This window comes from Vibrio sp. ABH4_348, from assembly GCF_056159765.1.
The window spans coordinates 1,341,424-1,362,397 of record NZ_JBSWVW010000001.1 but is presented as its reverse complement, the minus strand read 5'-3'; the positions used below and the strand labels follow the sequence as shown (position 1 = coordinate 1,362,397).

Sequence of the window (20,974 nt, the reverse complement as noted above, 5' to 3'; positions counted from 1 at the left end):
CTCTAGTCTTAATCAGAGGGCCGCAAACGATGTATGTTTAGATTCGATAGAGAGCAATCAAAAACACAAACTAAGCCGTAGAAACTATCTGAGACTAACATTAATGACAAATCTCTCAAAAACAACTTTCCATTTGTAGATACCCAAGTGACCTCAAAATGCAGAATTCAGAGCTACAGATTCTGGTGCAGTTCAAGGAAGAGAACGCGGTGGAATGACGAGTCCTTTCCAAGTTCTTTGACGATGAAATGCACCAGAATATGAGCTCCCAGGGGCGAGTTTAACTGACCTTCAAACGGCGTTATCGATTCTCGATGTAGAATGACCATACCTTCAAATCGATGCCTTGCCTGAAGGCAAGTTAATTCTCGCTGAAACTCGCATCTTGAGGACACTTGGGTATAAAAACTATAACTTGCTGTTTTTATGAAAATAACCACAATCAATAAGCCGTACAAATACTTCTCTTCCCTTGGTCTGCGTTTGTAAAGGCTTTGTACTTCTATGCACTTAAAGTTCAACTTTGACGGCATATTCTTTATTTAAACTTTAGATTTATGAACTCTTTTCTTCTTAATGAGTTAGCAGTATTTTCTCAAATCTAAGCGATAAACCGCGCATTTTCTTGCTCGATCTAACTTGCTTTGTGTCACCTAACTGCTATTCGTTAGTAATAAAAATGAAATCAAAATGAAACATAAATCTAACAGCGTCAGTTAGGCTAATTATGATTACAAAACTGTTTAACCGTGAAAGCTTGTCTATAAAGGCAAAGGTGTGGCTCATCGTAGTGAGCTTAGGCTTAAGTATCGTAGCTTATGGATTGTTCGAACAATACAGTTTGAACAAACTGGATCAGCTAGAGAATGCGGCATTTGAAAACCTTCAAAGTAAGGTAGATCTGCTGACACTCAGACGACATGAAAAAGACTTTCTTGCTCGACGTGACCCTAAGTATTTACAGAGGTTTGATAAGACGATAGACGAGTTGAAAGCAAGACTCGTCACTTTAAGTGGATTACTGAATCACAACACGCAAGAAACAAGCTATCGGACTTCTTTAGATAAAGTCAGCAGTACGCTGGTAGATTATCAACAAAAATTCAAATCTCTTGGAGACCAAACTGCAATCATTGGTCTTTCAGACAATGAGGGACTTCTGTCTCAACTTAAACAAGTCAAATCTCAATTAGCACAGAGCTTTGTTGCTGGCGCTGATCAGAATAGCTCTGATCTGATGCATCTTTATCATATCGGTGCGGACTATCTAATTTCGCCGTCAGCTGAACTGCAAGAGTTGTTTAAGCAGCACTCCAGTAGCTCCAATATCAATTCTGCAGCATCGGTTTTGTATATTGAAACTATGAAAAAACTGATGCAAGCACAAGAGAAACTTGGTCTATCTGAAAAAGAAGGCTTGAAGGGAAGCTTGCGCTCTAGCGTGCACCAGACCGAAGAAGCAATGCTCAATCTACAAAACCAAATTGAGCAGATTGTTCGCTCGGAGGCCATAGTTGCAAAGAATCAACTTCATCTACTAGGTGTTGCACTCGCACTAATTATATCGGCAATGCTGGTCGTTATTGGGCGTTCAATCACTTCTCGATTGTCCTCGTTAAATGAGTTAATGCGCGATATTGCGAATGGCGATGGCGACTTAACGGTGCGGATGAATGCCACTGGCGACGATGAATTGGCGCAGCTAGCCCATTCCTTCGATACTTTTGTCGACAAACTTCATCAGAACATTAAACAACTGGCTAATGTCATGAACGTCTTGACTGATAACTCCTGCAGTTCAGAATCAGCAGCACGTCAAAGCCAAAAAAATGCCGAACAGCAAAAAATTGAATCTGAATCGGTCGCAACTGCAGTCAATGAATTGGTCATGACGAGTGCAGAAATCACATCTAACATTGAAAATGCCGCGCAAAATGCAAGACAGATTAGCGATGAAGCGGAAAATAGTTTCAAACTTACCAATACAGCGAGCAGTGGCATTGAAAGTCTGGCGAATAAGGTCCAACAGTCTCAGCAACACGTCAGTAAATTAGAAGCACAAAGTAAAGATATTCAAGCAGTAATTACCACTATTCGTGGTATCTCTGAGCAAACCAACCTTTTGGCGTTAAACGCAGCCATTGAAGCGGCTCGCGCCGGAGAACATGGCCGAGGTTTCGCTGTCGTTGCAGATGAAGTTAGACAGTTATCCTTGATGACAAACGACTCGACACAACAAATTGAAAACACGATAGATACACTAGTCATCGGTATCAATGAATCAGTCAAACTTATGGAAGAAAGCCTGAGTTCTGCGACAACCACAAAAGATCAGACAAACGCGGTCAATAACGCGATTAGTTACATCGTTAAACAAGTCTCTGATATGTCAGATCTTAATGCACAAATCGCAACAGCCTCTGAAGAACAGAGTATGGTATCCAATGATATTGACCGGACGATTACGCAAATTGCAGAACTAGCCAGCGATACCCATGCGGCGGTTTCAACCTCTGCAACCTGCAGTGAACAAGTGGCGGATGTCAGTGAACAACTTAAACATATAGTCGGTCAGTTTAAGTACTAGATTCCAGCACGTTTTGAGGGCAAAATGCCCGACTTAAAATAAATAGTCAGGTATCTATTGTGTCTTCACGAGTGATTGAATATGAATACAAAGGGAAGAAAAAAACCTTAGTTTTTTCTTATCAAACCCATAGAAACATCCAGGAAGCGGTAGCAGAAGCCGAAGGTATTGATCTGACGGATTTTCTGAAGATGGAGCAACAAGTCGAAGCGGTGTCGGATACCAAGGCAGCGCGTAATTACCGAGATAGCCATTTCAAAAAGTTAGGTTTTGGAAAAATTGCTTTGCAACCAAAAGAAAACAAAGGGATTGGTGAAAAATAGCCGTGCGCTTTTGCGTTCAGATAAAAAAGAAGAGCTCATTTGAGCTCTTCTTTTTGTTTGGATTTTAATATCCAACTAGTCTTTCAAGTTAAGGAATGCCGCGCCACGTACACCACCAGAATCGCCGTGTTTCGCTTTAACAATTTTCGGGCAACGAGCAACTGAAAGTAAGTGCTTTGGAATGCGCTTAGGCAATTCTTCATAAAGCAGTTCAAAGTTCGATAAGCCACCGCCTAGAACGACAACATGTGGATCAATCGAGGTAAAGATATTGGCAAAACAGATCGCAGTTAACTCCAGGAACCGCTCTACATGCTCAACCGCATTCGCTTCCCCTTCGTTGTACGCTGCAATAATTTCAATTGCTTTCTTAGTTTCACCAAAATAGTGCGCGTAAAGTAACTCAAAGCCACGACCAGACAAGTAGTTGTCAATACAGCCTTTGTTGCTGCAACCGCAATCTAGCAATGGTGCATTATCGCCTAGGTGGAACCAAGCATCTATTGGTAACCGTGCGTGGCCAAGCTCTCCTGCAACGTTGTTGCGGCCGGAAAATACTTTGCCGTCGAAAATCATTCCGCCACCGAAGCCGGTACCTAAGATTAGACCGAGAACAGATTCATTACCCTGTAACTCTTCATCCCATGCTTCCGACAAGGCAAAACAATTGGCATCATTTTCAACTTTTACCGTGCGACCCAATTTAGCTTCTAAGTCTGCTCGTAAAGTGTGTCCTTTAGCAGCGGGAACATTCACAGTAAGGATAGTATCGTCTTCCGCATCTTCCATGCCGGGAATACCGAGTCCAACTTTACCCTGAACTGAAAATTCCGCATCGTATTTGTTTACCAAATCAGTAATGGTCTGCAATAGCAGTTGGTAGTCGTTTGTTGGTGTAGGAACACGTTCCGTTGCCACTCGTTCCAATGCATCATTGAACGCGCCAAACTCAATTTTTGTGCCGCCGACATCAAAGCCGTAAAACATGGCATTTCTCCCATTAACCCGGTGTAAATATAAAAGCAAAATGCCAATGACACTCAAAAAAGTGCCGCTTGGCGCTTTACTCTGGCTGCGTGGATTATCCACAAGTCCCGGTTGGTTACTGTGACCTATCCCAAGTTTAAGTCAGTAGCACGTACAAACTTCATCTTAAAGTAGTAAGACTAGTCTTCCATGCTGTTAATGACATTGACTTAACGCAAACATCTTTTGCAAACGCCACTGCAAACATTGACTGCGAACAAGCGCTTGAAGTTTACCGTTTTTTTAGTCATTTACAAATTCGCGATAACGATCAATTAGTGGTTGAGTATTACTCTGAGGCAAGCGTGATTTGCTAAGTAGATAAGTTTCTCTAAACAGATCAAACCATAATTCCAGAACTTTAGCACTGTATTCATCCCCTAGTCTTTTCATTGCCAAGCTAGCTACTTCTGCGGTTGATAAATGATTATCTTTGCTTGCTTTACGCATTATGTATTGCGACAAAGACTCTGGATTGAGCGACAAAAATGGCAAGGCTTTCAGGTAGGGAGATTTACGGTAGATTCTTCGCGCCTCTCTCCAACTTCCATCAAGAAACACCAATAATGGTCTTTTAGCCGACTCTTTTGACACATTTTGAACTGGCAAAGTGATCGGATGCTGTTCTTCTTGGATATATTCTTCAGGGAACACCAGAATTGGTTGATAGTCTTTGTTATCAAGCAGATCAATGAGTTTGGGGTCAATTTCGGTTCTATGCCAAGCAAAAACATGTGTGTCTTTAACCACATCGGCGATGAGACGACCAGTATTACTCGGCTTTAGGATCTCACTGTCAGACAGTAATAATACGGCAGAAACCTTTGATGTAACATCAGGTTGTAGATGACATAAACAATGTTGCTTTGCGACTCGACAATATTCACATCTATCGACTTTTGCACCTCTCGCATTGAAAGGTTTTGTTGCGATAGACTGTCTATGTTTATAGATATGATGAAATTCGTGGATTCGCATTGTAACTGACTAAGTGTTTAACTAGTAAATAGGCGCGAATTCTACCCCTTTTACCCTAGTGCAAGCTACCATTTCACCACGTTTTAAGGATTTGTGATGTCAGTTGAATCAATACGATTGATAATTTTTATACTGGTGTTTTTGCTTTGTGCTTGTTGGGAGTGGCAAAAACCGCGTAGACCACTGACGGACACAAAACTGAGCCGCTGGATAAACAACTTAACCCTAGTAAGTCTTAACAGCCTGCTACTTGTTCTGCTCGCTCCTGCGATTGCGATTAACACAGCAATCTATTCTCAACAGTCTTCTATAGGGCTTTTACATCATCTGAATTGGGGTGTTTGGCCGGAAATACTGCTAACAATATTCTGCCTAGATTTAGTTATTTACCTACAACACTTGCTATTCCATCGTGTTCCATTTTTGTGGCGGCTGCACCGAATGCATCACGCTGACCTAGACATCGATGTCACCACCGGGACGCGCTTCCACCCACTTGAGATATTGATTTCGATGGTGATAAAAGTTGCCGCTATTCTTTTGCTTGGTGCGCCAATAGTTGCGGTTATCCTTTTTGAAGTTCTTCTTAATGCCAGCGCCATGTTTAACCACAGTAATGGTAAACTTCCTAGTTGGCTCGATAAGCAATTGCGTAAGCTGGTAGTGACACCCGACATGCATCGAGTCCACCACAGTGTGCTGAAAGCCGAAACTCATTCTAATTTTGGCTTCTTTTTGTCAATCTGGGATAAAGCCTTCAAAACCTACATTCCTCAGCCTAAAGAAGGTCATAACAACATGACAATTGGCTTGGATGAGTTTAGAGACCCAAAAGAAAAACGTCTGGACTACTTGCTCACCCAACCATTCCGTGACTCCAAAGATTAGTAATGCCTTAGTAATCGCTATAGCGCCCTAGATAGAATCATGCTCTAAGAGGTTAAGCCATATTTGGCTAGCATAACTTGCTGTGTTGCTGCAATTTTTGCGACCTCCTCTGAGCCACTGAGTAAGGTACTGAGTTGCCGTTGGGTCTGCTCACCCATACAAGATATTGAGGATATGTTGAGGCTCACATCTGCCGTCGCTTGCTCTTGCTGCTCCGTTGCGACTGAGATCTGTTCAACGCGGCTTTGAACATCTGACATCGCCTCTTCAATCTTCTCAAATGTTGTTTGCACACTATCGCTAGATACCAGCGCCTGTTGCATCTCGTTTCTTGCGGCGAAGACGGAATTTCGAGATCGTTGTGTCGCATCAATCAATTCTTGCATACAAGCCCGAATGCTTGTGGTTTGATTAGAGGTATCGCTCGCCAATCTACGCACTTCATCGGCCACGACAGCAAAGCCTCGACCTTGCTCACCAGCTCTAGCTGCTTCAATTGCAGCATTAAGCGCCAATAAGTTAGTATTCTCGGCAATGCCAGATATCAGGTCGACCATTTGCTTAATCTGACTCACTTTTTCATCAAGCTGGGACATCAGGGCTTCATTTTCATTCAAAGATAGTTCTAATCCAGATAGTCTGTGTTTATTTTCATTGAGAACCGAAACGCCTTGGTGAGATAAGGTCGATGCCTCAACTGAGGCTGAATTTGATTCATTGGTGATTCTGGCTATTTCGCGAATCGACGATTCCAGCTGATTGATTGTCTCGACCATGCTGCTGAGAGAGTCATTTTGCTCTACTAGGGCTTGATTAGATTGTTTAGCGTTGTCACAGCTGTGCTCTGCATTTTGGTAGAGACTGGTACAATTGTCGGTAACCAAAATGAGCGATTCTCGCGTAGATTGGCTTACAAGATTTAACTTGGTGGCAATAGACTTGAATTCTAGTGGTCCAATAGCCTTAATGTCTTGCCGGAAATCATGATTGGCAAGTCTGTTAAGGGCACCGACTATATTTTTGATCCCTTTATTGATCCAGATTTTTAATGTCCACCAACATAGCAACAGAATTGCGATTAATGCTGCACCACTCAACAAATTAGTCACTGTTGATGAAGTAATCGTTTGACCGACCAAAGTCTGTTTCAAAGCTATGGTGTTTTGAATTTCAATGGAAATAGCATTAAGTGTTTCTATCGTCTGATTGCCAATTTCCGCTGCTAGTTCTATGTCTCTTTGCTGTTGAGTAGCTAGCTCCAATCGATTGATAATAAGTTCCAATAACCCCTGCTCTGAGAACTCTGCTTTCACCATCTCATAGGGAGCAGTAAGACTGGCGAACTCTTTAACATCTGGATGCCATTGGTAGAAATCATCAAAAGCTAACTCAAGCCCGGCCATTCTGGTCCCGATTTCTTTTTTTTCGACTATCGCTTTTTGTAGATCCGTTTCCATTAAGTACATTAGAAAAGTGCTTTCCATACTAGATGCACTAGCACTGAATCGGTTGGCAGCATCCATCGATTCGGGGTTATCGACGGCAAGAAATGATGCTATTCGACTCATTTCGGGGCCGATAGAGCTAACGCCATAGCGAAAGCTGGTGACTTTGCTTTCGATTTTCTGGTTGAGTTCTAAAATCTGGCTTTGAGAGTCAATAATTCTATTTGAAAGCAGATGCAGTTTTGCAATCAGTTGCTCTGAGGAACTTTCGCTTTCGACGTCGGACAGATTTAAAGCAAGTTGAAACTGTCTAGCCTGCTCTAACTGGCTTTTGTTTGCTTGTTGCAGTAATTGTAAACCCTGATGGTTAGCTTCCAACTGTTCAAAGCTCTTGCTGTCGATGCTGTACGACAATTGACTAATTTGCGCGAGTACATTTTGCGTGACAGATGAATTAATCGTTGCCAATGGCAACGCCCGCTTGGCAAGTACATCGAATTCGCGCTCTATTGAAGACAGGTTTTTGTAACTGCTCCATGTGATCAACGCAGTTAGCACAATGACGAGCAAAAAGATTGCAGACAGGACATAAACAATTGAAAGGGAACCTAGCTTAGACGCAGGCTTTTTTTCTTTTTGGGACATTAAACTACACTCATCCTAAAGTTTATGCGATGAGTGTAGGTCAGGTTTATTACAATTCAGTGTCAGATAAACGGACTTTAACTGCGAGAAGAAGTGAGAAGAAACCTAGGTACATTCCCCTCACCAGAATTGACGTTTCGCGACTAGTCGTACTTTGCAACGGCCGTATCAAATAAGTTTTTGACCAACGCGATGTATTCATCGAGAAAGTTAATCTGCTCGTTAGTTGCAGGCTTATTCCAAACGCCAGCCAAAACCTCGCCCAGGTCTTCAGCAACCGAGTCTGCTTCTTTAAGAAGTTTAAAACGCACACTTGAATGCAATTCTGGGTTTTGTTCAAAAATAGCCATAATGTTGCTAGCAATCATATCGGTCACAACATCTTCGACACTCTCTTGCCCTGTATCCCCGTCTTCTTTATTGAATACGTCCAGGTTAAATGCCAAATGTTCTATCAACGCTAAGTAACCGTCGGTTTCTACGACCACACTATGTCTCCATTTCCAACTGAAAGCGCAAGCTAATTCGCTGCTTATATAATACTAAGACATCTGGTGAGTTTTACACAATAATCATTAGTTTGAGTGTTCATGAATTCTGCTATTCGTACAAAAACGTTTCATTTTTTGTTCTATCAGCTCTTCTTGAGATCATCATTCGAGAAACTTGGTGGTCATTCAACACAGCAGGTTAACGCCCTTATAGTCTTCGCAAGTGACCAGCCGTCCTTAACATTGAACAGAGCTAGAAAGTAAAACGCCAAACTCAGCGCTTTAAAATAGCTGAGGTATATAACCCAGTTTAAGTCCAACTCATTGATAACCAAAAGAACCAATAGTGGAGAATCCGATTTAATGTCCTACACTTTGGATATTGTCAAAATACAGCGGACCAACAAATGTGGCAAGCCATTGCAAAACAATTGTCTGAAGAGTTGATGTTTAACTTTGAGATCGATGAAAAAGAGTTACTCAGCGGAGGCGATATCAGCGATTGCTATATGATCACTGATGGTTTTCAGCGGTATTTTGTGAAGACTAACGAGCGTAGTTTTGGAACCAAATTCGAAATAGAATCGAAAATGATTCAGCAACTCAGAAACACAAACACGGTTAGAGTGCCTGAATACGTCATGAACGGGCAAACCAAAGACAAAGCGTTCCTTATTCTGAATTACTTGCCAACCAAGCCGCTTGATGATGCCAAAGGAAGCTACAAATTTGGCCAACAGTTAGCGGAACTTCATCAATTTGGTGAGCAAGCAGAGTACGGATACGATTTCGATAACTTTATTGGAAGCACGCTTCAGCCAAATAAATGGCAAAAAAAATGGCACATTTTCTTCGCTGAACAACGTATTGGTTGGCAGTTACAGCTGTTAAGAGAAAAAGGAACAGAACTGACTAACATTCACGACTTTGTGGAACATATTAAATATTTGCTTATTGGACATCATCCCAAACCCAGTTTGTTACACGGTGACTTATGGCATGGTAATGTAGCCAGCAGCCCATTTGGACCAATTTGTTACGACCCGGCAAGCTATTGGGGCGACCGTGAATGTGACATAGCAATGACGGAGTTGTTTGAAGGCTTCCAGCCTGAGTTCTATCAAGGTTATGAAAGCGTTTTACCTTTGGATTTTGGCTACCAACAGCGAAAAGATATTTACAATCTGTACCATTTGATGAACCACTACAACCAGTTTGGCGGCCACTACCTAGGTGAAGTCGAGCAACTAGTTGAAAAAATCCAAGAGTTCTAATATACCCAAATAACCTCAAGGTGCTGTGAATCCTGTATCTAGATGTCATTTGGGTATACTACCCTTCAAATCCAATTATTCGCGCTAAACTTATACCGACTTACAGGTAAAAATGAGTTCTTCAGGGAGTTTGGATTATGAAGAAATTTACTGAACGCCGAGTCAACTGCCCACACTGCGGATTCAGCAATGCCTTAGCACTCGATGGTTCAAACGGAGATCAGGAGTTCTACCACGATTGTTCCGCGTGTTGTAACCCCATTCATTTGAGGTTAATGGTCGATGACTTGCAAGATCGTCTGCACCTTGAGGTAGATGCAGACGACGAACAAATTTTCTAGATGTGTTTAATCCGTATAACCTTTGGCCGCTAAGATGCGCTCTGTGGTATCGACAATAGCTTGAGTCTGCGGATCAAATTCGACATTTATCTTGTCACCGATTCGGCGCGTTCCAAAGAGAGTTCGAGTTAGCGTCTCCGGAATCAAATGTACATTAAATCGGTTGCCCTCAACCTGACCTATTGTCAGCGAACATCCATCTAGGCCGATGTAGCCTTTCGCTAATACATATTTGAGGTGTTCTTGGTCCAGCTCAAACCAGATCGTTGTATTGTTTTCTGATTTCTCTACGTCAGTGATTTTCGCTACAGTCGAGATATGACCAGACATGCTGTGCCCACCAATCTCATCACCAAACTTAGCAGCGCGTTCGATATTGACCTTATCTCCTACCTCTATCTCTCCCAAATTGGTGAGTCTTAGGGTTTCTTTCATCAGATCAAACCAAACCCGATCGCCCTCTTGTTTGGTCACAGTCAAACAACATCCGTTATGAGCAATCGATGCCCCGGTGGAAATGTTTTGACTAAGCGTTTCTGGTAAAAGTAGGACATGAGTTTGAAAATCGGCTTTTGAATGTATCTCTACAACTTCCGCTGTTCCTTGAACAATTCCTGTGAACATTAAATCACCTGTCTTTGAGAGCTATTGGAGTCTGCGCCACTATAACCCATTGAGTTAATTCTACAACGTGCCAATTGTATGGAGAGAACCACTTAATGGTTCACCACACTCGCTATTTTGTTCTTAAATTTTGTTTGGGAATGTAACTGTATTCGTATACTATTGCGTCGCGATTGACGTTTTGTCTTAGATTACACTTTGCGCGTTCGAACTGCCTCATCCTCTCCTATTCGGACCTAGTCATTCTCAACCATAAGTCAATCGATGTTTCCTCAGGGTTTTTCTTGGAGTACCTGACATGATCTATAAAAAAGAGATTAACAATCTCATTGCACTGGCATCCCCGGTTCTTTTGGCGTCAATTGCGCAAATGGGCATGGGATTTGTCGATACCGTCATGGCTGGCGGTGTCAGCTCAACCGATATGGCTGCAGTGGCAGTAGCAGCGAGTATTTGGTTTCCAACCATATTGTTTGGCATGGGAATTTTAATGGCCATGGTGCCGATTATCGCGCAACTCAATGGCAGTGGAAAAGGCCACAAAGTCGCGTTTGAAGTACAGCAATCCATTTATTTGGCGTTGGCACTTACCATTCCAACCATCATAGTATTGAAGCAAACTCGGTTGATAATGGACTTTCAAAATGTCGATTTGGATTTGGCGAATATTACTGTCGGCTATATCGATGCGATGGTTTTTGCTGCGCCAGCATTTTTGATCTTCCAAGCCTTTAGAAGCTATACCGATGGTATGTCGCTGACTAAACCGGTTATGGTAATTGGCTTTATTGGCCTGGCACTGAACATCCCTCTCAACTGGATTTTCGTGTATGGAAAATTTGGCGCTCCTGCGCTCGGCGGAGTTGGCTGTGGTGTTGCTACGGTAATTGTCTATTGGGTAATGGCATTATTGCTGGTCGGCTATGTACTCATCACCCCTAGACTAAAACACATTGCTTTGTTTCGCGAGCTCTTTGCTCCAGAAATCAAAGAGATTTGGCGTTTAATCAAGCTCGGCGTTCCGGTAGCATCTGCCATCTTTTTCGAAGTATCTTTGTTTACGGTTGTATCGCTGCTCATCGCGCCATTAGGAGCGGACACAGTCGCCGCACACCAAGTTGTTCTCAACTTCTCGTCAATGGTATTTATGATACCTATGAGCATAGGTGCGGCAGCTAGCATTAGAGTCGGCCATTTATTGGGTGAGAAAAGCCCTTATGGCGCGACCGTTGCAGCAAAGGTCGCCTTGTATACTGGGGTGGCAATCTCCTTTGTGACAGCAGCACTTTCACTGATATTCAAACTGCAAATTGCCAAAATATATACCGATGACCTTGTGGTAATCGATATCGCTTTGTCATTGATCTTTTTTGCGGCGGTTTATCAAGTCACCGATGCGATACAAGTTATCGCCGCAGGTGTTTTACGCGGTTACAAAGATATGAATGCCATCTTCTGGCGTACCTTAGTGTCGTATTGGGGCGTAGGTTTACCGGTCGGATACGTGTTTGGTTTAACTGATTGGTTAGGTGAACCGATGGGTGCACACGGCTTCTGGATTGGATTTATCCTCGGCTTGACGACCGCCGCGATATTACTCGGCCAACGACTGTTATGGATGTTCAAACAATCGGACGAGGCTGTACTCGTATTTGCCGAAAAATAGACATCGCGTGGTAAAGAAATGGCACCTTAGGGTGCCATTTTTGATAATAGCCAAACCGTTTGCTTTCAATTACCCTCTTATTACGTAACAAAAGTTATGCCTTTCATAAGTCCAACAAGTAACAATGAGCCCAAACAAGCCGTTTATATTGACTAAATTCGAGACCAGTTTTTCAAACAAGGTGGTTAGAGGTGCGTTCTCTCTATTTTTAATCACGCTCTTAGTTGCCTGTGGAGGTGACAATCAACAAAAACTTGCGGTAACTTACCTAGAACGTATCGCAGGTAGCCAAGAAAGTCCCCTTCTAGTATGGGAACCGCCCACTTGGTCGCTCCCTGACAAACGTGAACTGAAAATTGAAATTGAAGAGTTGCGAATTGGGCTTTTAGAAAGCTACGAGCTTAGAGAGTGTGGTTTATTTAACCTGATTGCAGAGAAAAACTCGGTATTGGGCAAGGTGCAAGACGAATTTCGAAATTTTGCCTATCAGACTCAATTCTTAACCACCGCGTCATCGTGCCTTTCCCAGACCGAAAATAGTTTAGATCAAGATTTGTACACACAGCTTTCTGATATTGTTGAAATCAAGAAAATTCAATTAGCAAGCCACCACGCCAATCTTTTGTTCGCCAGTGAAAGTATGCGACAACAATTTGCACATACTCAATGGCTTACAGAGTCAGATTTCGAAAATGCAGCGCTAGTCAACCAGGCACTCGAGAAAGTGCTGGAAGCCGAAGTCTCGCAACTGATAGAACATCAAGAAACCTTGGAAAAACGTCCATTACTAGGGAAGCTAATCTACACATTAGTTCAACTCAGCAGTGCGCTCAATCAGGCGGAACAACAGTTACGAGAGTATGATGCCCTTGTTACCTGTGGACCAGGGCGCGATCCAACACGATACAATCGCTTGAAAAATGCTTTTCAAGTCTACTATATCGATCAACTTCAGCCGTATATGGCAAAAGTAAGCGGTTTATATTATCAATTGGCGCCAACATTAAAAACTGTTGACAGCCTGCATCCTGAGTATTCGATCGGATTTGATAACGCGTACTCTCGCCTTCAGCAAGCATCACGACAACATGTTCTTTACTGGCAAGAGCTAAGAAAGAGATGTGGCTGAACAAAATCGTCAACCCGTAAACAGCAAAAAGCCTACTTAAAAGCAGGCTTTTCTAAATATGGTGCGTCTGAGTGGACTCGAACGTTAGTTCGCGCATTTCGATTTTTTAGTGACGCTTGAAATTGTTATTACATTGTGTGGGTTCTTGAATATCTACTCTAAGGCTGAGCTTCTAGGTTTGCACGGTTGCCAGTGACACTTGATTACTGCTTACCGTAGTGTCGACCCATATTATATAGCTACAATTAGTGCAGAAATGACGGTAACGATAATTTTGGTTTGGTGGCTTTCATAAGCAGCATGTGCGGCGCTGCAGGTCCTACCGCCATATTGCCCCATAGAAAATACCCAAAAAGGAATCTTAAAGAATTCAGAAACGCTAAAACGACAAAACCCCGCTGACTAGGCGAGGTTTTAATTCTTGAAAAGATTGCCGGTTAGTAGTGAGTATCAACACTCAGAGTCATGATATTTTTTCTTGTGCTGTGCGAATCTCCCTCACAACTTTAGCCGCTAAGTCGTTCAAAAGCGCTGTAAGTTCTGAAGTAGAGTCTACTTGTCCTACATCATCATCGAAATCTATAAGTAATTCCGATACTTTATTACCCAACCCATTTTTCCCTACATTTAGTAATTCCGAAGCATCCTTCAATTTGTTCATCTCGTGGATCGCGTAGCTTTGATAAAAATCTGTCATACCATCGGAAGTTTGATAGAAATCAGGGGCTTCTTCAATAAAATCTAAGAAACGTTTTAGAAAACGAGGTATCAATACTTCTCGCATCCAAAACGTTTCTTTAATTGACAATTTTTTTTGCTGATTGAACTGAAACGCTTGGTAAAGCAATGTACCAAGCGAAACTAACAAAGCTAAACCAGACAAAATTTCTGTTGCCCCTATTGAGTTAGGTTGTTTCAATTTGTCTATATCTAATTTAACTTTAAAATCCGGTAACTGAATCTCAGGCACATTACCTACAATAATTTTTGTCACTTGTTCATCTTTTGCCTCATTCGCAAATAAATAGGAACTTCCAAGAAGTGCATAGACAAAGGCAAAAACCAGAAACAAAACAACTACAGCTTTCATTACAGGGTAATACCCTCTGACCTAAGCCCTCTCTTAATAGCTCTTACACATTCGTTCTTACTCGTTTCATTAAGGCTACTCGTATCAACCCTTTCCAACAACGCATTTATATCTCCCACTGATTCGAGTATTTCTAACAGCTCTTCGCCAACTAGCCCCAAAAAATAAGAACTTGTAATTACTTGATTTGAATTAGCAACAAAAGTAAACCCTTCAGCTTTCTTAATATTAAAGTAAGGTTTTGCTTTTTTTCCATTTTTTCGTCCAGTGAATAGGGTGATCCCACTAAATTGAGTTGTTGTGAAATCAACCTTAAAGAACTCACCTACAGCAGGTTTTACTTCAAGTTCTGCCATCATACTGCGTCCTCAAGCGGTATAGTGCTCCCAGTAAGTGGGATGCGAATATTAATCATTAAGCCCGGTAAAAAAACGTTTCTCATAGTGTAAACACTAGATTTATCTGGCGGTCTCTGCAAACTTTGTTCGGAATTAAATGCCATTTCGAAGCTCTCGCTTCCATCTTCGTTATCTTTAACTAACGAATGGTGAGTGCCATTGAAACTGACCACAGTATCTCCAGAAATCAGATTCATTTCAGCACAATCTGATGTATCTCCATTTCTCCTTAAATCACAGTAGTCAGTATATATTGATTCAAACGTCTCGATAAGAGTTACCGAACCTTGGCCTCTTGTTGGGTCACTGTCTCTTTTCGAACTGACATTCCCTTGCAAAGCAGCGACAGTAAACAAAGCACGACTGTCATGAGTATCGGCATGTCGTTCCACATAATTTTTCGCCACTTCTTTTATATTGCTATCTTCTGGCAACGCTTCAAAATTTTGTGCAATAGAGTTGCCTATGTTTAATACCATAAGCTCTAGCGAGCAATCATCTTTATCATTGAAATAGCTTCTAACATACCATACAGACTTAGTTCGTGCACAATGCTCATTGGCATTGTCTAGAACTTCTCCCAAGCAAGCAGCAAGTCTGTCCTTAGCCTCGTCCTTGATTATTAACATATGGCTGCCTAAGCACTTTTCAAGGTGCTCTACACAGCTTTCAGCAACTTTCCGCTTTTTATCTTCTTTAATACTTACAGATTCAAAATATCGATTATCAGCTCTAAAAAAATGGAGGTTATCTATATGTTCATGTTCCTCGGCATCCTCAAAAACTGGATCATTTAGCTCCCTGACCAAACCGATCGTGTCAACTAGTTGAGAAGCGCCAGAACTTTTGGGAGGTTTTCCTAGAAAACTAAACTTAGCACCTTCTTCATCTGAATGTTCTTTAATCCTATAGCTTACTATTTCACTTGCAAGAATACCAAGTAACGCTTCACTACCTAAACTAGTTCTAGATACCTTGTAGTGGTCAACTTTAACTGTCTTTAACTCTGGAATCAGCAACGCTTCCCTAAGCTCGTAAGCTTTTCGGAGTGCCACTTCAGGTGTTGTAAATATATCAAAAGTGGAAGGTAGTTTTAGTTTGTATTCTGTAAACTTTTTTTTCGATTTGATGAATTTGGGATTATCGATTAGTTCGTTGCAAAAATCTGCATCTTTAAAATAAAGTTGTGCAACATCAATGTTTGCTTCCTCTCTCCGAGCTTCTAGGTCACGAACTTTTCTACGCCGCCTTTTATCAGCACTAATGCTATTTTTCAAATGCTTCCTGAGACGAGCTTTTCGTATCACCTCTTTGGGATATATCTTTTTTCTCATTTTTTACAATAGCCAATATCTGAACGCAGACTAGGAATGTTACCATAAATATAGATTAAATTCATGGCTTTAGGTTTGAGAAGAAGGAAGGGGAAATATTCAAAGTGGGTGAGAACCTAACACAGTATCTCCCAGTACGGGTCGCGTAGACTCGTGGCATGGCGACCGTTAATTTAATTAATGTATACAGCTGAGCAGATCTGCCCCAGCAGTTTGGGATACTAAGTTAATTAATACATTCACTAAAGAGGAGAACAATGGTAACTAAGCAAACTGGATTAAACATTCCCCTGAATTTCAAGTAGAAGCCCTAAAGTTAGCAAAGAAAGTCGGAGTAGCTGCGACGACTAGGCAGCTTTCTTAGTTTGATTCCCAAATCTACTAGTGGTTGAAAAATTCGAAGAAAGAAACCGCTACTAGTTAACGAGAGCAATTGCTAGCCGTAGAGCTAGAAATTTTAAGAAAGACCGCCACCTACTTCGCGAAAAATCTAAAGTAGGTTGCCATGAATTTATGCTCGAACATCTGCTTTGCTTTAGTGTTATCCGCATGACTAAGGTGTTTAGTGTTTCTCAAAGTGGATTTATTACTGGATGAAGTATCACCACAATACTATCCAACGCGAGACAACTCGCCAAGAGCTTGATACAAAGGTCAAAAATGCTTTAGGCAACATTAAAGGAAGGCGCATCGAGAAAGCACTGGCTGAGGATGGTGATAGCCATAATGTTAAAACCATCGCAGCCAGTATGAAACGGACGGGTTTGACGCCAGCGGCACGCAACTTTATGTTTACAAAAGAACAAAAGCAAAAGATGCCTATCGCTTCGAACTTACCAGCTCGCCACTTTAATGAAACGGCACCGATTTAAAAATGGCGGGTGATATCACGTATCTCGCCACAAGGGAAAGTTGGATGAAATTGGCTGTCATCATTGTTCTTTACTGAAGACTAGTAATTAGTTGGTCAATATATACAAGGATGACTAAACCTCTGGTCTACGATACATTAACTAAATCTCTGTTTCGTCGAGGGTCCTTTGAGTCGGTTAGTGTTTGTAGTGATCGATGTAGGCATTGTTGCTCTAAAGACTATCTAGACCTAATCACTGCTTATGATCTACAGCAAAGTAAGTGCACGAAAGGAAACTGCTGGGATAATATGTGTGCTGAGAGCTTTCTCCATTCACTGAAAGTAGAAGTAATCCAATATGTACCGTTCACGGCCATAGATGAGATGCGCCATGTGATCTTTGAGTACCTTGAGGTTGATTATAATCGGACAAGAAAGCACATCGCTTTTGGGTATCTGAGCCCAGTAATGTTTGAACAGCTAAATATTGATAAACGAGGTGTCCAGTCTGGCTGGAGCAGATCAGTTATATACATAGATCAGTAATGTATATTCCCATTATTTTACTCAAGAATTACCAACGAATATGTTGTGTTTAACCATTCGACAATGGCAAATTTCTATTCGTGGTTAAGGGGAAGATACCCGCCCTATTGCAGCGAGACGTCAAATGTTATGGAAAGAATAGAGTAATTAAGTCTCAATACTCAGATACAATAAAGCCCGCATATAGCGGGCTTTATTGTAAAATTTGGTGCGTCTGAGTGGACTCGAACCACCGACCCCCGCCATGTCAAGGCGATACTCTAACCAGCTGAGCTACAGACGCATTGTATTTTTATTCAACCCTCGATGGTGCGTCCGAGTAGACTCGAACTACCGACCCCCACCATGTCAAGGTGGTGCTCTAACCAACTGAGCTACGGACGCATTCCCTGAGGACGCAAAGGATATTAGCGATAGATGACCGACGACGCAAGCCCTGAATTCCGAATTTTGGTTTGTTTGCTCACCCTGTAAACAAATAGATCAAAAACTTACCAGTGATATCGTTTAGGCCATCCTGATTAAAACCAAATAACATTGCTCTCCAGTGTCGTTTTCTAGTATCAATCAGGCTTGATAACTTAAATCGCATGTTAACAATAGACTTACAAAAAATGTTACTTTTCTATCATATTTAACGCTTCGTCGATTTAATGATTGACGACTAAGACGAAAGTATTAGTATTGCATCAGTATTCAATGTGGAGCATACCAAACCGAGTTATGAATCTTGATCTGTTCAATCCATCAAGATACCTGCGTCGCATGGTTTTGGTTCGCCTTAGTATCTTACTGGGCGTCATATCTGGCTTGCTCGGCATTTACAATTTATTCATTTCTCAGTTAACGCCTTTAGGTATCTGCCAACTTCTTTTCTCGACTCTGTCTGCGTGGATCTTCTTTAAGGCAAAAACCAATCGTCATGGCTCAAACCAAGTCAGGCTCTATGCCAGTGCATTCCTTGTGGTTGTGAGTGTTGAAAGCTATGTTCAACCGGTTTGGCAAGCCAATTTCATCTGGGCATTTTTGTTCCCAGCTTTCTTCTACTTGTTATTAGGAAAGCGGGAAGGATTGTTAGCTACGTCAGTCGCAATTGCTGTGCAATGCTTCATCATCTTTCCCAAAACCGTTGAATTCTTGCAAGTAACAAATACAAGCTTGTTTATGAACATCGCGCTTTGCTTTGTTTGTGTTTGGGTTGCAGTCCATATTTTTGAAGACAAGCGAATGGTCTCTGAAACCTCGCTTGGACAATTGGCCTCCAGAGACGCACTCACTGGAGTCTACAACCGACACGCACTTATCCATAATTTCACCCGTTACCGCCAGGAAAGTGAAAAGGTTCCATTGTCTTTGCTTATACTCGATTTGGACTACTTCAAACAGGTGAACGACAAGCACGGTCATGACGTTGGCGACAAGGTCCTAGTTCAAGCGGCTGGTTTAATAGACTCACTTTGCGACGAACATTTGGTATATCGAATTGGTGGTGAGGAGTTTTGTGTTGCACTACACAACACTTCCTTGGACAAAGCGAAAACACAAGCCGAGCTTCTACGGGCTTCAATTGAACAGTACGAATTTAATAACCATCAGACACCAATTAATATCACATCCAGTATTGGTGTTTATCAATGTGACCATTTTAGAAGTTTGGAAGACGTGTTAAAGCGTGCTGACGTCGAGCTTTACAAAGCGAAGCAAAATGGTAGAAACCAAGTGATGGTTAGCGAACCGGCTTAGAGACATCATTCCGAATCTTCAAACACCACATTGTAGTTTTCCGTGTAATCACATGTTGGTTGCCTTACACAGGTGAAGAAACGTCTTCCTTTGTGCTCACCTTGAGTTGCCACTTTAATATTCATTGGCGCGCCACACTTTTTGCAAAATCGAACTTCCTTATCTGGTTCAATCAGATCAATGTGCGCTGCTAGCAAACGGCGTAGTCGTCCTACTTGATAACTGTGTTTAATCGACGTGCCTATCAGAGGCAAACTCGCCGATTTGCACACATGCATAACCAGCTTCTCTCGCTCAGCTTTTCCTTTATCTAGTGGTTTTCCGTTGTCAAATTCAATCACCACTCGCGGCAGCATAGTTCTTGGATCACAGATAACAAAATCAAAAAAGCTTTTGTTTATTCGGGAATTTGCAATAAACCATTGTTTTTTGTTTGTTGCCGAGGGTGACAGTACATTTGCCATATTCACTTTACAGAGAACTTTACCGTGTTTGCCTACCGCCTCTTCTAGGGCATTAAGAAAAGCAATTTCTGCGGCGCTCATAACCGACTTCTTCAGGTGATACTCACTGTCAGCAAGAACTTCCGGTTTCGCTAGCTTCTTTTGCGCGAATGCGAAGAAAACCACCAAAATAACAACAATTAAAAAAATGCTTTCCATAATCAACAATTAACGACTGTGCGTACCTTGATTATTTGCATTTATTTCGTTTAAGCAAGTTTAGTTTGCATTTCATTGACCTGAAGCCAAAGCGACTAATAAGAACTCGGATCCAAGAGGTATAAGGTTTTGCGGTTCTCGATGTCTAATGCATCAAAGGTTGAGCGCCAATGCTTACTAATCAATGCTTTCATAAGCCCTGTCTTCTGAGCATTTAGTAGCGCTTTTTCTAAGATTTGTTTTAGCTCACGATTCTCTGGCGCAAGGTAAAACTTAAAGTCCCTCGGATACGCAAGTATAAGATTCGTTTCGATAGCCAAGTGGGAATTGAACTCTGACTCATAAAGCACTTCGTTCATGCCGCGGGGGAAATAGTGCATCGGCCCTAACACATTTAATTTGCTGTAGATATTGCGCCATTCGCCATCTTGAGTACGGTAGCTAAGACGATTATGCCGCCAAACGTCAACATCGAACCAACTTTTGCCCAAAGCCGCATTCATACCTGACGCTCGAAGATCGTGAAGATTACTGATTTGATCAAATTCAGATTGAAGTAAAGGGGGAATAAGTAGAATCCGTTTCCCGATTAACCCATCCGTCAAATAGACATCAACGGGCAAATAGGTTTGATCGCGCTCGGAAGTAGAAATCAACCAAGTCAAACTGAGTTGACCGTTCATGACCATTTTTGAGGTTCTCAATTGAGGAATATGTTCATCAAGCTCAATAATTTGAACTTGGTAGCCAATCGCCTCTAATGATTGCTTCAACAGATCGTGGTAATACTCATGTTGCCCCTCACGCAGCGTAGGAAGTTTAAGAACGATAGTTTCTTCTGCGTTGGCTTTTAGGATATGGAGACCAAGCAACAAAACAATGGTCAAAAGTAAGACTATTTTCAATGACTCTATTTTCAAAAACCTTAGCT

18 protein-coding genes, 2 tRNA genes and 1 pseudogene are annotated in these 20,974 nt (G+C 41.8%); 9 read left to right on the top strand and 12 right to left on the bottom strand.

Annotation, left to right across the window (positions count from 1 at the left end; all coding sequences use genetic code 11):
• The first annotated feature begins 727 nt into the window (after positions 1-727).
• Both ACXAFJ_RS06090 and ACXAFJ_RS06085 read left to right on the top strand, forming a co-directional pair.
• Positions 728-2,587: a methyl-accepting chemotaxis protein gene (locus ACXAFJ_RS06090; RefSeq protein WP_475322130.1), complete on the top strand. Its 1,860-nt coding sequence runs from the start codon at positions 728-730 to the stop codon at positions 2,585-2,587.
• A 59-nt stretch (positions 2,588-2,646) separates the two neighbouring features.
• Entirely contained in the window at positions 2,647-2,910 is a 264-nt protein-coding gene (locus tag ACXAFJ_RS06085; RefSeq protein ID WP_475322129.1) for a DUF2960 family protein, read from the top strand.
• Between the two features lie 75 nt (positions 2,911-2,985).
• On the opposite strand, the gene nagK is transcribed toward ACXAFJ_RS06085, so the two are convergent.
• Both nagK and ACXAFJ_RS06075 read right to left on the bottom strand, forming a co-directional pair.
• Positions 2,986-3,897 (bottom strand): N-acetylglucosamine kinase, encoded by a 912-nt coding sequence (nagK, locus tag ACXAFJ_RS06080; protein ID WP_475322127.1) that lies wholly within the window; start codon positions 3,895-3,897, stop codon positions 2,986-2,988.
• A 282-nt stretch (positions 3,898-4,179) separates the two neighbouring features.
• Positions 4,180-4,914, bottom strand: a complete 735-nt coding sequence (locus ACXAFJ_RS06075; protein ID WP_475322126.1) for a tRNA-uridine aminocarboxypropyltransferase — start codon at positions 4,912-4,914, stop codon at positions 4,180-4,182.
• A gap of 93 nt (positions 4,915-5,007) precedes the next feature.
• Here ACXAFJ_RS06075 and ACXAFJ_RS06070 point away from each other — a divergent pair, with 93 nt between their 5' ends.
• Positions 5,008-5,802, top strand: coding sequence for a sterol desaturase family protein (locus ACXAFJ_RS06070; protein ID WP_475322125.1), 795 nt, complete (start codon positions 5,008-5,010; stop codon positions 5,800-5,802).
• A gap of 44 nt (positions 5,803-5,846) precedes the next feature.
• Here ACXAFJ_RS06070 and ACXAFJ_RS06065 read toward each other — a convergent pair whose 3' ends face one another.
• The gene (locus tag ACXAFJ_RS06065; RefSeq protein WP_475322123.1) at positions 5,847-7,892 is read right to left on the bottom strand and encodes a methyl-accepting chemotaxis protein; all 2,046 of its coding nucleotides are present in this window, start codon (positions 7,890-7,892) and stop codon (positions 5,847-5,849) included.
• A gap of 143 nt (positions 7,893-8,035) precedes the next feature.
• Positions 8,036-8,380 (bottom strand): DUF3802 family protein, encoded by a 345-nt coding sequence (locus tag ACXAFJ_RS06060; protein WP_475322122.1) that lies wholly within the window; start codon positions 8,378-8,380, stop codon positions 8,036-8,038.
• Positions 8,381-8,790: 410 nt separating this feature from the next.
• Here ACXAFJ_RS06060 and ACXAFJ_RS06055 point away from each other — a divergent pair, with 410 nt between their 5' ends.
• Together ACXAFJ_RS06055 and ACXAFJ_RS06050 are read left to right on the top strand one after the other, a co-directional pair.
• Complete coding sequence (locus ACXAFJ_RS06055; RefSeq protein ID WP_475322121.1) at positions 8,791-9,657, top strand: fructosamine kinase family protein; 867 nt, start codon at positions 8,791-8,793, stop codon at positions 9,655-9,657.
• Between the two features lie 137 nt (positions 9,658-9,794).
• On the top strand, positions 9,795-9,998 hold the full coding sequence (locus ACXAFJ_RS06050) for a CPXCG motif-containing cysteine-rich protein (protein WP_475322119.1): 204 nt from the start codon (positions 9,795-9,797) through the stop codon (positions 9,996-9,998).
• 6 nt (positions 9,999-10,004) lie between these two features.
• On the opposite strand, the gene ACXAFJ_RS06045 is transcribed toward ACXAFJ_RS06050, so the two are convergent.
• Positions 10,005-10,622, bottom strand: coding sequence for a riboflavin synthase subunit alpha (locus ACXAFJ_RS06045; RefSeq protein WP_475322118.1), 618 nt, complete (start codon positions 10,620-10,622; stop codon positions 10,005-10,007).
• 298 nt (positions 10,623-10,920) lie between these two features.
• Here ACXAFJ_RS06045 and ACXAFJ_RS06040 point away from each other — a divergent pair, with 298 nt between their 5' ends.
• On the top strand, positions 10,921-12,288 hold the full coding sequence (locus tag ACXAFJ_RS06040; RefSeq protein WP_475322117.1) for an MATE family efflux transporter: 1,368 nt from the start codon (positions 10,921-10,923) through the stop codon (positions 12,286-12,288).
• A gap of 124 nt (positions 12,289-12,412) precedes the next feature.
• Complete coding sequence (locus ACXAFJ_RS06035; protein WP_475322116.1) at positions 12,413-13,417, top strand: DUF3080 family protein; 1,005 nt, start codon at positions 12,413-12,415, stop codon at positions 13,415-13,417.
• A 463-nt stretch (positions 13,418-13,880) separates the two neighbouring features.
• Here the strand turns inward: ACXAFJ_RS06035 and ACXAFJ_RS06030 are convergent, their stop codons facing one another.
• Genes ACXAFJ_RS06030 through ACXAFJ_RS06020 form a run of 3 tightly spaced genes read right to left on the bottom strand, consistent with a single transcriptional unit; the run spans position 13,881 to position 16,182 of the window.
• Entirely contained in the window at positions 13,881-14,507 is a 627-nt protein-coding gene (locus ACXAFJ_RS06030) for a hypothetical protein (RefSeq protein WP_475322114.1), read from the bottom strand.
• Positions 14,507-14,866 (bottom strand): hypothetical protein, encoded by a 360-nt coding sequence (locus tag ACXAFJ_RS06025; RefSeq protein ID WP_475322113.1) that lies wholly within the window; start codon positions 14,864-14,866, stop codon positions 14,507-14,509. Before ACXAFJ_RS06025 ends, ACXAFJ_RS06030 begins: the two co-directional genes overlap by 1 nt.
• The gene (locus ACXAFJ_RS06020) at positions 14,863-16,182 is read right to left on the bottom strand and encodes a hypothetical protein (protein WP_475322111.1); all 1,320 of its coding nucleotides are present in this window, start codon (positions 16,180-16,182) and stop codon (positions 14,863-14,865) included. The genes ACXAFJ_RS06025 and ACXAFJ_RS06020 overlap by 4 nt, the downstream gene beginning before the upstream one ends.
• A 334-nt stretch (positions 16,183-16,516) precedes the next feature.
• Here ACXAFJ_RS06020 and ACXAFJ_RS06015 point away from each other — a divergent pair.
• Positions 16,517-17,638 (top strand): annotated as a pseudogene (locus ACXAFJ_RS06015) (IS3 family transposase).
• A 206-nt stretch (positions 17,639-17,844) separates the two neighbouring features.
• On the opposite strand, the gene ACXAFJ_RS06010 reads toward ACXAFJ_RS06015, so the two are convergent.
• Together ACXAFJ_RS06010 and ACXAFJ_RS06005 are read right to left on the bottom strand one after the other, a co-directional pair.
• Positions 17,845-17,921: transfer RNA gene (locus tag ACXAFJ_RS06010), tRNA-Val, on the bottom strand.
• A 24-nt stretch (positions 17,922-17,945) separates the two neighbouring features.
• Positions 17,946-18,022, bottom strand: a tRNA-Val gene (locus ACXAFJ_RS06005).
• Positions 18,023-18,361: 339 nt separating this feature from the next.
• Between ACXAFJ_RS06005 and ACXAFJ_RS06000 the strand changes: the two genes are divergently transcribed.
• A complete protein-coding gene (locus ACXAFJ_RS06000; protein ID WP_475322110.1) occupies positions 18,362-19,381 on the top strand; it encodes a GGDEF domain-containing protein in 1,020 nt (339 codons plus the stop codon).
• Positions 19,382-19,386: 5 nt separating this feature from the next.
• Here the strand turns inward: ACXAFJ_RS06000 and ACXAFJ_RS05995 are convergent, their stop codons facing one another.
• Both ACXAFJ_RS05995 and ACXAFJ_RS05990 read right to left on the bottom strand, forming a co-directional pair.
• Complete coding sequence (locus ACXAFJ_RS05995; protein WP_475322109.1) at positions 19,387-20,043, bottom strand: DUF2726 domain-containing protein; 657 nt, start codon at positions 20,041-20,043, stop codon at positions 19,387-19,389.
• A 95-nt stretch (positions 20,044-20,138) separates the two neighbouring features.
• Positions 20,139-20,948, bottom strand: coding sequence for a hypothetical protein (locus tag ACXAFJ_RS05990; protein WP_475322107.1), 810 nt, complete (start codon positions 20,946-20,948; stop codon positions 20,139-20,141).
• Positions 20,949-20,974: the final 26 nt, after the last annotated feature.

What these genes read in the sequence shown, in the direction of transcription:
- ACXAFJ_RS06040 (WP_475322117.1), top strand. Translation starts at nt 10,921, where the DNA reads ATGATCTATAAAAAAGAGATTAACAATCTCATTGCACTGGCATCCCCG.
- ACXAFJ_RS06075 (WP_475322126.1), bottom strand. Translation starts at nt 4,914, where the DNA reads ATGCGAATCCACGAATTTCATCATATCTATAAACATAGACAGTCTATC.
- ACXAFJ_RS05995 (WP_475322109.1), bottom strand. Translation starts at nt 20,043, where the DNA reads ATGGAAAGCATTTTTTTAATTGTTGTTATTTTGGTGGTTTTCTTCGCA.
- ACXAFJ_RS06050 (WP_475322119.1), top strand. Translation starts at nt 9,795, where the DNA reads ATGAAGAAATTTACTGAACGCCGAGTCAACTGCCCACACTGCGGATTC.
- ACXAFJ_RS06025 (WP_475322113.1), bottom strand. Translation starts at nt 14,866, where the DNA reads ATGATGGCAGAACTTGAAGTAAAACCTGCTGTAGGTGAGTTCTTTAAG.
- ACXAFJ_RS06035 (WP_475322116.1), top strand. Translation starts at nt 12,413, where the DNA reads ATGAGCCCAAACAAGCCGTTTATATTGACTAAATTCGAGACCAGTTTT.
- nagK (WP_475322127.1), bottom strand. Translation starts at nt 3,897, where the DNA reads ATGTTTTACGGCTTTGATGTCGGCGGCACAAAAATTGAGTTTGGCGCG.
- ACXAFJ_RS06000 (WP_475322110.1), top strand. Translation starts at nt 18,362, where the DNA reads ATGAATCTTGATCTGTTCAATCCATCAAGATACCTGCGTCGCATGGTT.
- ACXAFJ_RS06090 (WP_475322130.1), top strand. Translation starts at nt 728, where the DNA reads ATGATTACAAAACTGTTTAACCGTGAAAGCTTGTCTATAAAGGCAAAG.
- ACXAFJ_RS06065 (WP_475322123.1), bottom strand. Translation starts at nt 7,892, where the DNA reads ATGTCCCAAAAAGAAAAAAAGCCTGCGTCTAAGCTAGGTTCCCTTTCA.
- ACXAFJ_RS06030 (WP_475322114.1), bottom strand. Translation starts at nt 14,507, where the DNA reads ATGAAAGCTGTAGTTGTTTTGTTTCTGGTTTTTGCCTTTGTCTATGCA.
- ACXAFJ_RS06055 (WP_475322121.1), top strand. Translation starts at nt 8,791, where the DNA reads ATGTGGCAAGCCATTGCAAAACAATTGTCTGAAGAGTTGATGTTTAAC.
- ACXAFJ_RS06045 (WP_475322118.1), bottom strand. Translation starts at nt 10,622, where the DNA reads ATGTTCACAGGAATTGTTCAAGGAACAGCGGAAGTTGTAGAGATACAT.